The sequence below is a fragment of the Bradyrhizobium sp. genome, assembly GCF_050014615.1.
Taxonomy (GTDB): domain Bacteria; phylum Pseudomonadota; class Alphaproteobacteria; order Rhizobiales; family Xanthobacteraceae; genus Bradyrhizobium.
Genome location: NZ_JBEKCZ010000166.1, coordinates 1 through 11,675 on the forward strand (window position 1 = coordinate 1; position 11,675 = coordinate 11,675).

The following is an 11,675-nucleotide window of genomic DNA, read 5'->3' on the forward strand; positions in this document are numbered from 1 at the left end:
GCCGCCAATCGCGATCTGCATTCCGGCATCTTCGGCGGTGGCGCCCAAAATCCGATCCGGGTACTGACCCGTATTCTCGGCGGCCTTCATGATGATGACGGCCACATCACGATTCCCGGCTTTTATGATGGCGTCAAGGATCTGCCGGCCGATATTCTCGCGCAATGGGCAAAGCTCAATCTAACGGCGGACTCGTTTCTCAAGCCGATCGGGCTTTCGATTCCCGCCGGCGAGAAAGGCCGCTTGTTGATCGAGCAGATATCGTCGCGCCCGACCTGCGACATCAATGGCATCATCGGCGGCTATACCGGGGAAGGCTCAAAGACGGTTATTCCCGCGGAAGCTTCCGCGAAAGTCTCGTTCCGGCTGGTGGAAGGACAAGAGCCCGACAGGATTCGCCAGGCCTTTCGCGATTACGTCACCGCGCGGCTGCCCGGAGATTGCAGCGTGGAATTCATCGATCATTCCAATGCGCCGGCGATTGCGCTTGACTGGAACATGAAGCCGCTGGCTGCCGCCAAGCGCGCGTTGACCGACGAGTGGGGCAAGGAAACCGTGCTGATGGGATCCGGCGCCTCGATCCCGATCGTCGCGGATTTCAAGCGCACGCTCGGCCTGGACACGGTGCTGGTGGGCTTCGGTCTGGACGACGACAACATCCATTCTCCGAACGAAAAATATGACCTCAGGAGCTTTCACAAGGGCATTCGGTCATGGGCGCGCATTCTGGCCGCGCTGGCGGACGCGCCGCGCTGATCGTAACACCGTGTAGGGTGGGCAAAGGCGCTCTTCGCGCCGTGCCCACCACCATAGCCCGATTATTTTGAACGGTGGGCACGCGGAGCCTGTCATCGGGCGCGCGTTCGCGCGACCCGTTGGCTTTGCCCACCCTACGCGCTGACCAGATGCAAAAACGCCGCCCGGAATTGGGCGGCGTTTTGGATAGAAGTGCAGAGGTCGTTGCGGGCGATATTATACCGGAAATTCCAGAATTTCAATTCTTGTAGCCGGGATCGAGGCGCTCGACCTTGCGCAGCAGCGCCGGCCATACCAGCACGGTCGAGCGCAGTTCCTGCCGATCGGGGTTCGCGAGCAGGGCGGTGTTCTTGTCCACCACGGCCGGGTCGACGGGGTAGGCCATCGGCCCCAGCATGCGGGTGCGCACCTGCATGGTGCAGGCCCGCTCCAGATGGAACATGCGCTCGAAGGCGGATGCCACCGAGCGGCCCACCGTCAGCGTGCCGTGATTGCGCAGCAGCATGTGGTTCTTGCTGCCGAGGTCCTTTTGCAGGCGCGGGCGTTCGTCGTGGTCGAGCGCGATGCCTTCATAGTCGTGATAGGCGAGATCGTAGGTCACAAGCTGCGCGGTCTGGTTGATCGGCAGCAGGCCCTCCTGGCTGCTCGCGACGGCGGTGCCATCGGGCGTATGCAAATGAAGCACGCAGCCGGCGTCCTCGCGGACCTCATGGATCGCCGAATGGATCGTGAAGCCGGCCGGGTTGATGTTGTAGGGGCCCTTGGTCAGCAGATTGCCGTCGAGATCGACCTTGACCAGGCTCGATGCGGTGATCTCGTCGAACATCAAACCGTAGGGGTTGATCAGGAAATGATGCTCCGGACCCGGCACCCGCGCGGAGATATGGGTGTCGACCAGATCGTCCCAGCCATAATGTGCGATCAGACGATAGCAGGCGGCGAGGTTGACGCGCTGGCCCCATTCGGCATCCGTCATGTCCGACGGCACTTCCTTGAGGCGAGCTTCCGCTGGCGACATGACCGGTTCTCCCGTTGAATCCTGATGTTCGAGCCTAATCCCGCGGCAGGTTCACAACAAGCCTCCGGGCAGGCGTGGCAGTTATGCTCTGGAATCACAGTCCCGGAATAGCCAGCAGGCTGGAAATGCTGCGACCGCGGATATCGTAGACCCGCGCGAACACGACGTCGTCGCGCTTGATTTCCACCATGACCGGCGCGGTCAGGCCCTTGCAGTAGAATTCGCCCAGCGTCATCGCGAAATCGGCGGCATGGCTGTCCCAGCCGATGGTGAAGTCGGGACCAAGGGCGACCTGGGCCGGACGTTGCGGGCCGCATACCGCAACCTTCCATTTGCGTCCGTGGGGAGGCGCTTCCTGCCGCTCAGTGAGTTCCTCGCGCAGGCCGTCGGAAGCCTGCTTGAATGCGAGGCCCCAGTAATCCAGCATATAGTGGTCGTCGGCGCCGCGCACCGTGCCCGCAATGTGATTGAAATGGGTGTATTGGTAGGGGTGCAGCCGGATCATTTCGCCGAGCGGCAACAGCAGGCCGAACGAGAAAACGGCGATGGCGGCCGGTTGCCAGCTGCGGCGGTTTTCCCCGAGCCAGTTCATTCCCCAGGCGAACGCCGTGCCTGCGAGCACCGTCATCGGCGGAATGACAAAGATGAAATGGCGAATGCCGTTGTACAGCGCCGGACGTTTCACCATCGCGATCACCAGCGGCAGCGTTGCCGCCAGCGTCAGCATCAAAAGGATGGTCCTGCGGCGGCCCGACACGCCGGTGCGCGCCAATAGCACCATTGTGCCGACGACACCGGCGATCAACAGACCCAGCAGCACTTCAGGAAGTTGCAGCGCGAACAGCGTCGGCAGATAGAACCAGGGCATATCCGGCACCGACACCAGCGCGCCGTCGAACATTTCCTTCCACGGCTTCTCGAAGAAGTGCGAGAAGTAGGTCAGGGCATGGAACGGATTGGCGGGTTCCATGATCGACCACGGCCAGATCAGTCCCATCACGAGGTAGCCGAGGATCAGGCCGGGCAGCAGCATGTAGACGACCTGCGAGAACCGCCTGATCGTTTCGCGCGCGCCGTGGGTGCGGTACTCCTCCAGCAACAGCGGCACAAAGCCGACCACGGCATAGATCAGGGCCAGCCCGCCAAGAATGCGCGTGCCGATCGACAGGCCGGCACCAAGGCCAACGATCAGGATGGTGCGCGGCGAGGGCGAAGGATATTCCTCGGCGAGGCGAACCAGACCGAGCATCAGGATCACCATCGCGACGGCGAATGGCGCATCCTTTGGATTCATGAACATGTGCCCATAGAAGGTTGGGCACAGCGCCAGCAACAGCAGCGCGGCAAGTCCGGCAAGCGGGCCGCCGACACGCCGGCCAAGCCGCCAGGTGACCGCAAGGCCAATCATGCCGACGATGGCGCCGAGCAGGCGGCGGGTTTCGAACAGTTCGAGCGGAATGACTTTGTGCAGCAATGCCGCGGCCATGTCGAAACCGCCGCCATACATGTAGAGATTGGCGAACGACAGCGCGCCGGTATCCTTGAAACCGGAGCCATACATGCGCAGCAGCAGATCGGCATATTCGGCGTGGGTGTAGTCGTCCCAGCCCAATCCATAATCGCGGAACGTAAGGCTCGCGACCAGCCCGACCGCGGCCAGCACAATGATGGCGAGATCGTCGCATGTCCGCTCCACCGAGCGCCGTGACGGCGTATCGATAGCCGAAGTAGTGATGGATGACATGGCTATTGGTAACCCGGTCCCCTGCGGCCCAGCTAGCGCCTTTGAGCCTCGATCCCCGGCATCCATATAGCGCAGTTCCCGGTACAAGTAATTGGCAATTGTGGCGCAATTTCCCTGGTGCAACGCAGCAATTATCGGCGGGGAGGGCTTTCGAGCCGCCGGAGTGACGGGTTGGGCCGGAATTAATTCCCGGGTTGTATGGCTTGGTTCGGACCGGCAGACTTTTTGCCGGAACTACCCGCGCAATTGCCGGTTGGCGAGGCGCTTAATATGACGGTATCGTGGCATTGGCGGCCTGCGAGCATTTCGAGCGCGGCCCGGGGGTGAGTTTGATGATGATTGTGATGTTGATCGCGGGGATTGGCTGTTTATTGGCCGGTCTCCTGGCGATCGGTTTCGGAATCCCGGTTCAGGAATTCAGTTTCGGCAATACCCTGATTCTTTCAGGGGCGGTCACCGCGTGCACCGGCTTGATCATACTGGCCCTCCGGGTCGTCGTCGCTGAGTTGAAGAACATCGCGCAGCGGCTTGGCCCTGGCCTGCGCGATGGCGTCGCGTTCGACCCGGAGCTGAACGCGCCGCAGCCGGCCGCCGCAACGGCCACGCCGCGCAATCAAGCGCCGCGGAGCAGCGGTCTTTTATTCAACCGCGACCAGCCGGCCCTGGAAGACGCCGATGATGCCGAAGTGGATGCACAGCCCTCGGCGCCATCGCCGGCACCGTGGCATGAGGAGGCAGCGGCGCGCGATCGCACGCGCAGCGAGGGGCCGCCGCCTTTACCGGAGCCTGCCGAGACCGCGCCCGCGGTCAAGCCGCGGCGCAATCTGCTGTTTTCCTCGTCGTCGCGGAAGGAACGCGAGCGCGCGCAGACGCGAACGGCCGATCCATCCGAACCTCAGTCCCGTCCCGCGCCAGCCACCGCGCCGCCGGTTGTCGAATCGGGCGAGGCGCCGCCGGCGACATTCGACGATGCCTGGCCGAAACTGGAACGTTCGCGGGGCGTCGATGTGCAGCCGCCGCGGCGCAGCGGCCATGCGCCGTCGACATTTGCCGAGACAACCGTCGGTGCCGATCGCCATCCGCCGGCTGCGCGAATGGAGGATCAGCCGCCGGTCACGGTTCTCAAATCAGGTGTCGTCGATGGCATGGCTTATTCCTTGTATTCCGACGGCTCGATCGAGGCTCAAATGCCGGAAGGCATGATGCGGTTTGCGTCGATTGACGAGTTGCGCTCGCATCTCGACCAGCGCCCCTGAGCGCTCGGGAGCGCCGGCCCGAAAATAAAGTGCCGTTGTTCTTGTCATGGTCAAAGTAATCCGCTCATATTCGACAGGTCGTGCGAGATGCCTGAAGCGTAATAGCGCCGCAGGTTACTATTCGACACGTAATATTTCTTGCGTGTAATATTGCTCGCGTGATGACGATCTTTGGAAGGTTCAGGCCATGACCGACGCCGCCGGCAAGAATTTCATCGATCTGACCGCGAGCATCGTATCGGCCTATCTCAGCAATAATCCGACGCCGGCTTCGGAGATTCCGGCCCTGATCAGCCAGATTCATGCCGCGTTGCTGCGGGTCTCGACCGGCAGGGCCGAAACGCCCCTGGAACCCGCCAAGCCCGCGGTTTCCGTCAAGAAATCGATGACCCCGGACTACCTGGTCTGTCTTGAGGACGGCAAGCGCTTCAAATCGCTGAAGCGGCATCTGCGTTCGCAATACAACATGACGCCGGAACAATATCGGGACAAATGGGGGCTTCCGCCTGACTATCCGATGGTCGCGCCGAATTATGCGGTGGCGCGGTCGCAGCTCGCCAAAAAAATGGGGCTCGGCCAGCAGCGTCGGCGGCGGAAATAGATCGGGACCATCAGCCGTCCGGCAGGCGAGACCCTAGGCGCTGAGCAATTTTGCCACCGCCGCTTTGTCGCGGCGAATGAGATCGGAATATTCCGCGATCGGATGTGGCCGTCCCAAGAGGTAACCCTGCGCTTCATCGCAGGACTCGGCTGCCAGAAACTCGAGCTGGGCCTTGGTCTCAACCCCTTCCGCCAGCACCGGTAGATTGAGCCCGTGCGCCAGCCCGATGACCGCACGCACGATCGCCGCCGACTGCGGATTGCTCGTCACCTTCGATATGAAGGACTGATCAATCTTGATCTTGTCGAATGGAAACGCCTGCAGATAGGACAATGACGAATATCCGGTGCCGAAGTCGTCCATCGCGATGCGCACACCAAGCGTCTTCAGACGGCGCAGGATGGAGACGCCGCGGCCGAAATCCTCGACCAGTACGCCCTCGGTGATTTCGAGTTCGAGCCGTGTCGGCGCCAGGCCGGTTTCCAGCAGCACCGAATGAACCAATCCTGCGAGGTCACCGTGACGGAACTGGATGGGCGACAGATTGACCGCGATTTGCAGCGGGTGTGGCCACGACGCCGCCTCGCGACAGGCCTCGCGGAGCACCCATTCGCCGATCTGCATGATGAGACCGCTTTCCTCGGCCACCGGAATGAAGGTCGCGGGCGACACCATGCCGCGCTGTGGATGATGCCAGCGAACCAGGGCCTCGAACCCGGTCACCTGGCCGTCGATCTTCGCCTGCGGCTGGTAGAACAGGCGGAATTCGTTGCGGGCGATCGCGGAATCGAGTTCGTGCTGAATGGCGCGCCGTTCGCGCTGCCGGTTATCCATTTCGACTTCGAAGAAGCGGGTCTTGCCGCGACCGGCGGTCTTGGCGCGGGAGAGTGCGGCATCGGCATTGTTGAGCAGCGTGGTGGCGTCGGCGCCGTCGGCCGGGAAGATGGCGATGCCGATGCTGACACCGACGCGCAGATGCTGGCCGTTCAAGTCCAGATCGGTCACGATCGCCGCTTGAAGACGCCGGGCGACGCTTTCGGCGAGCGCCGGCTGGTCGCCGTTCGGCGTGATCAGGGTGAATTCGTCGCCGCCGAGCCGCGCCAGGTAAGCGTCGCCGGCGAATTTACGCAGCTGCTGCGACAGTTCACGCAGCACATCGTCGCCGACCGCATGGCCAAACATATCGTTGACCTCCTTGAAGCGGTCGAGATCGATGCTCAGTACGGCGAATGATTCTCTGCCCTCCTTGGCACTGCCGATCGCGCGGGTAAGGTGCTCGACGAAGGCGACGCGATTGGGCAAATCGGTCAGCGCATCGTAGCGTGCCATATGTTCAATGCGGGCTTCCGCCTGCTTGCGTTCGGTAATGTCCTCCGAAAGGCTGAGCAAATAGCGCGGCTCGCCGCTCTGATCCGGTATCGAAAGATTCCGGGTTGTCAGGATGCGGGTGCCGTTGTGACGGGTATCGACCACGTGGTTGTCGATGGTTTGCAGGTCGCGGGTGCGCAGCGCCTCGCCGGCGAGCGGAAACAGATCGGTTGCGTTTTCGCTGCTGGGCAGATCGTCGGCCTGTTTGCCGATCAAGTCGCCGCGCGCGATCCCGAAAATGGCTTCGGCGGTGCGGTTGATGAGAACGAAGCATCGATCCCGCGCGTCCTTGACGGCGACCGAAACCGGCATGTTCTCGATGATGCTGTCGAGAAAATTCTGGGTGCGACCGAGTTCCACAGCGGATGCATTGAGCGCTTCCAGCTGACGAAAGTGAAGCAGGGAAATCATCAGCCCGGCAAGCGTCAGCGCGAGAAAGAGACTGAGGCCAATGCCGGCGCTTCGCCAGGTTACGGCGCGCTGAAACGGCGACATCGGCACGTCGATCACAAACGCGCCGATGACGTCGTTGAGGTGCCATTGCGGCTTGTCGGGCTGCAGTGCGTTATGACAACTCACGCAACTCTGTTCTTTGGCAATGGTCGGATAAACCGTTCGGAACGTCAGTTCGCCGCCAACGTCGAGCAATTCGGACACCGGTTTTGGTTTGGCCATCGTTGCGAAGGCCGCAACGGTCGCCGCCATTCGGGCATCCGCCGGCGGGGTCGATATCTCTCGTCCCGGCAGGCCGACCGAGCGAAGGCGGAAATCGGAATTATCGCCGTTTTGCTTGTTGAAGTCTTCGATGGCGTGGGCCCGGAATGAAGCCGGAACCGGCGCGTCCTGTCCAAATTGCGATCGGATCGCGGAATAGTTGGCGACGAAGGCGTCGACCAGCTGAAGGGCGATGATTTTTTCACCGCTCTTCTGGTGCTCGAACCAGTTCAGGCTGAAATAGTAAAACCCGTAACCGACCGCGACGGACAATGCGGCGCAGACGCTCAGATGCAGCAGAAAGCCGCGACCGGATCGCGATCGCAGGAAGCGCCAGACAGGCGGGAATTCACTCATCCGTCAACCCCTGATTGTCGCAGCAGGATCGGACAAATGCCTTAAAGACAGGTTGATCGCAGGGGGTGTCGCCGCGCCGGAACGCCGGACCGGGCGGTATTATCGATCAAGGCTGCGTGAAGGTTAACCACCACACGCCAAAGTCGAGGGATTCACGAAGCCGCGGCAAGCGCCTGGCGGGCGTCGGCGCGAATGCGCTCAACCATCGCGCGCAGGCCGTTGGAGCGTTGCGGGGTAAGGTGCGCGCGAAACCCCAATTCGTCGAACACCGCGATCGCATCGGTGGCAAGAATCTGCTGCGGCGTGCGGCCGGAATACAGCGTCAGCAGGATCGCGATCAGGCCGCGGACAATGTGGGCATCGCTGTCGCCGAGGTAGTTCAGCAGCGGCTCGCTGCCGGGGCTGCGGTCGAACTGTTTCGAGAGCCAGACCTGGCTGGCGCAGCCCTGCACCTTGTTGGCGGCGGAATGCTCGGCTTCCGGCATCGGATCGAGGGTCCGGCCGAGTTCGATGACATACCGATAGCGGTCGTCCCACTCGTCCAGCAGCGCAAAATTATCCCTGATTTCGTCGATGGTCATCGCGTCCCACGCTCAAATCCGAACCCTTATATAGGATCGAACGCGACTGAAAGCGATATTCGGGGATGAAAAACCGAAATTGTTCCGGGCTTGAATTCAGGGCGATGGCGGCGCCTGCCACTCCACCTGCATATCATCCGGCGTCAGCGTGTCGCGCGGCGCCGCTGCCATCAGCGTGTCCGCATTCTCGACGCCGCCGATCGAGCCGGTATGGTCGGGCGAACGCTTGTCGGTGATGATCTGGTAGAGTTTGCGCGCGCCGGCCTGGGCGCGCTGGCCGATCACGGTCGCGGCCTGGCCGCCGACTTCACATGCCGCCGGCTGGCGCTTGCAAAATTGACTCATGTCGGAGACGGCGGCGGTAGCGGCGGATACGGCTTCGGACGCTCCCACCTTCGGCAGCTTGTCCGATTCAGGTGTCTTGTCTCTGGGCAACAGTACGAGCACCAGCCCAACCCAGAACACCATGCGAAGCAGAAAAAACATCTCGCGACCCCGGCCCGCCTTTTTCGATCGTGTTTGCGGTTGATCCCGTCCTCTGACTAGCAGCGGTCGATAAATCGCAAGTGTTTGCATTGAAGTTAAATCGCCGAAAATTCGCGAAAAATTCGAATCATTCGATTCGGTGTAAATTTTTGATTGATGCCGGCGTTGACGGCCGAAGTGCCGCTCCCCGCTCATCCACCATTTCGAAACCATACCGGGACGGTGCCGGAAACCCCGTGTTCACCATCCGCGCCGATTGAGCCGCCGCACGACGCGCGAAAGCCCTGGGAATATGCGGTCTTCGGCCGCGGACCTGCGCGCCTTAGTGTTCGCTTAAGTTCGCTCTGACAGGTTGCGGCAACGATAAAGGGGGCGTTCCGGCGCGTCTGTTCGACGCACAGGCCGAGGCGCGAGAGCTGTGACAGTTTTGAGTATCTTCCGCGATTGTCTCGATGCGCTGCTGCATCCGTCTGCGCGCTATGACGCGTTGACGCGTGCGCGCCATCGCGCGTTCATGGCGCCGCGGCTGCTCGGAAGCCTCGCGGCCTTTGCGGCGTTTCCGGTGTATCTTGCGATGCGCGGCGCGCCCACCGCCATCGAGGTCGCAGCCTTCGCGTGGCTCATCGCTCCCATTTTGCTGTCCTGGTTCCTGTCGCGCACCGGCCGCTACGAGGGCGCGCATGTGCTGTCTTCGCTGGCGCTGGCGGGTCTTGTCGTGACGATCGCCATGGGCACCGGCGGCATCGAATCCTTCGCCGCGATCTGGCTGGTCGTTGTTCCCCTGGAGGCCGCGCTCTCGGCGTCGCGCCGGGTGGTCGCCTTTGCCTCCGCGCTGGCGCTGGCGTGTACTTCGCTGCTGATCGTTCTCGGGTATCTTCAGATGTTGCCGGCGCCGGAAGCCGATACCGCCCTGCGCGCGGTATTCATGGGGTTCGGTGTCGCGTCGGCGACGCTCTATGCCGCCGGGCTCGCGTTCGGTGCTGAGTCGCTGGCGCGCACCAGCGTTGCCCTGCTCTATGTCGAGGAGGATCGCTATCGCCTGCTGGCGCGCAACATGAGCGACGTGATTTCGCGTCATCGTCGCAACGGTGTGGTGCAATTCATCTCGCCTGCCGCCGAGACGATGCTGGGAACGCCGGTGCCGCGGCTGTTGGGGCACGGCCTGTTCGACCGCGTCCATGTGGCCGATCGTCCGGCCTATCTCACCGCGCTTTCGGACGCGGCGCGCGGCGGCGAGGCGCGCAGCGTCGAATTTCGTCTGCGGCGGGACGCCCCGCGCGGCCGCGAACGCGCTCAGAACGCTCAGGTGGATTTCGTCTGGGTCGAGATGCGTTGCCGGCCGCTGGAACAGACACTGGAAACGACATCGTCCGAGGCCGAGGTCGTCGCTGTGATGCGCGACGTGACCGACCGGAAAAACCAGGAACAGGCGCTCGATCTGGCGCGGACCGCCGCCGAGCAGGCGGACGCCGCCAAGACCCGCTTCCTCGCCACCATGAGCCACGAACTGCGCACACCACTTAACGCCATCATCGGATTCTCCGAGATGATCGTTCAGGAAGACGCGCTGATGCTGGATGCGGCGCGCCGCAAGGATTATGCGCAACTGATCAACGATTCCGGCCAGCATCTGCTGTCGGTGGTCAATGGCATCCTCGACATGTCGAAGATGGAATCCGGCAATTTCGAAATCTCGCCGGAACCGTTCGCGCCGCGTGCCGCGCTGATCAATTGCTGCAGCCTGCTGGCCCTGAAGGCGCGCGAAAGCGGCATCGATCTGGCAACCCGCATCCCCGAGGATTTGCCGGTCATGACCGGAGATCTGCGTGCGTTCAAACAAATTGCGCTCAACCTGGTATCCAATGCGATCAAGTTTACCGAACGCGGCGGCAAAGTGACGGTTTCCGCCGGCGTTGAGGCGTCGCGGCTGGTGCTGCGCGTCACCGATACCGGTGTCGGCATTACCGCCGACGATCTCAAGCGGATCGGCGATCCCTTCTTCCAGGCCGGCAAGACCTATCAGCGGCGGCATGAAGGCACCGGCCTCGGGCTTTCGATCGTGAAGAGCCTGGTGGGTTTGCATGCCGGCGAGTTGACCGTGCAAAGCAAGATCGACGAAGGAACCACCGTGACCGTTGCATTGCCGCTGGCGTTCATGCCGCCGGCGAAGGAGCCATCGAGCAATATCGCCACGCTCTCTCCGGCGTTGCGATCCGCGATCCCGGACCAAGCTCATCAGGTGAAGAAAAGTGCCTAGAAAAATTGCGAAAGACGACGACATGGCGCGCCGCCGTCGCGGCGCGCGTGCGGTTGCGATCGACGCCGATGCCGAGCGCGGCCTCGTGATGCGTATCCTGCTTCACAGCCGGAAGGACGTGGTCGCGGGCGCACTGGCATTTGCAGCCGTCAGCGCCATCGTCGCCAATGCGCTGTTCCTGCAAAGCGGACACCATCCGTCGCCGATGTTCGGCTCCGTTGTCGTGATGCCGGCCCCCGCATTGGCAAGCCCGTTACCGCGTCCGCGTCCGCTGGAAGCCGACGCCTTGCTTGCAGAGCCCAAGCCTGCCTCGGAGCCCAGGCTTGCTTCGGAGCCAAAGCCTGCCGAGCCGAGGCCGGCGGACCCGTTGACCAACCTGGTCAAGTCGACCAGCGCGGCGCCGGCGGCGCCTTCCAGCGCCTTGCGGCCGCCGGCGCCGATCCCGGTTACCTCTCACGCCGAGACGTTAGCCAGTTCGGGCTCGCGCCGCGCGGCGGCGGTGCAGCGCGCGCTCACGGAGTATGGCTATGGCCAGTT

The 11,675-nt window shown here is 62.6% G+C and carries 10 protein-coding genes; 5 read left to right on the top strand and 5 right to left on the bottom strand.

The features are described 5' to 3' along the window. On the top strand, window positions 1-756 hold a 756-nt coding region (locus tag ABR948_RS22520; RefSeq protein WP_428122249.1), incomplete at its 5' end, for a M20/M25/M40 family metallo-hydrolase. 238 nt (window positions 757-994) lie between these two features. On the opposite strand, the gene ABR948_RS22525 is transcribed toward ABR948_RS22520, so the two are convergent. Continuing rightward, on the bottom strand, window positions 995-1,774 hold the full coding sequence (locus tag ABR948_RS22525; RefSeq protein WP_428122252.1) for a class II aldolase/adducin family protein: 780 nt from the start codon (window positions 1,772-1,774) through the stop codon (window positions 995-997). 94 nt (window positions 1,775-1,868) lie between these two features. Further along, window positions 1,869-3,518: a glycosyltransferase family 39 protein gene (locus ABR948_RS22530; RefSeq protein WP_428122254.1), complete on the bottom strand. Its 1,650-nt coding sequence runs from the start codon at window positions 3,516-3,518 to the stop codon at window positions 1,869-1,871. Between the two features lie 332 nt (window positions 3,519-3,850). Between ABR948_RS22530 and ABR948_RS22535 the strand changes: the two genes are divergently transcribed. Both ABR948_RS22535 and ABR948_RS22540 read left to right on the top strand, forming a co-directional pair. Then, a complete protein-coding gene (locus ABR948_RS22535) occupies window positions 3,851-4,774 on the top strand; it encodes a DUF308 domain-containing protein (protein ID WP_428122257.1) in 924 nt (307 codons plus the stop codon). A gap of 187 nt (window positions 4,775-4,961) precedes the next feature. Then, window positions 4,962-5,375 (top strand): Ros/MucR family transcriptional regulator, encoded by a 414-nt coding sequence (locus ABR948_RS22540; RefSeq protein WP_428122260.1) that lies wholly within the window; start codon window positions 4,962-4,964, stop codon window positions 5,373-5,375. Between the two features lie 33 nt (window positions 5,376-5,408). Here the strand turns inward: ABR948_RS22540 and ABR948_RS22545 are convergent, their stop codons facing one another. The 3 genes from ABR948_RS22545 to ABR948_RS22555 form a co-directional block, all read right to left on the bottom strand. Further along, window positions 5,409-7,814, bottom strand: coding sequence for an EAL domain-containing protein (locus tag ABR948_RS22545; protein WP_428122262.1), 2,406 nt, complete (start codon window positions 7,812-7,814; stop codon window positions 5,409-5,411). Window positions 7,815-7,966: 152 nt separating this feature from the next. After that, window positions 7,967-8,395, bottom strand: a complete 429-nt coding sequence (locus tag ABR948_RS22550) for a SufE family protein (protein ID WP_428122264.1) — start codon at window positions 8,393-8,395, stop codon at window positions 7,967-7,969. Window positions 8,396-8,491: 96 nt separating this feature from the next. Then, on the bottom strand, window positions 8,492-8,881 hold the full coding sequence (locus ABR948_RS22555) for a DUF5330 domain-containing protein (protein ID WP_428122270.1): 390 nt from the start codon (window positions 8,879-8,881) through the stop codon (window positions 8,492-8,494). 418 nt (window positions 8,882-9,299) lie between these two features. Between ABR948_RS22555 and ABR948_RS22560 the strand changes: the two genes are divergently transcribed. Further along, window positions 9,300-11,138 carry a PAS domain-containing sensor histidine kinase gene (locus tag ABR948_RS22560; protein WP_428122266.1) on the top strand — a complete coding sequence of 613 codons (1,839 nt, stop codon included), beginning with the start codon at window positions 9,300-9,302 and terminating at the stop codon, window positions 11,136-11,138. Further along, a partial coding sequence (locus tag ABR948_RS22565) for a flagellar biosynthesis protein FlhF (protein ID WP_428122268.1) occupies window positions 11,131-11,675 on the top strand: 545 nt, incomplete at its 3' end. The genes ABR948_RS22560 and ABR948_RS22565, both read left to right, overlap by 8 nt.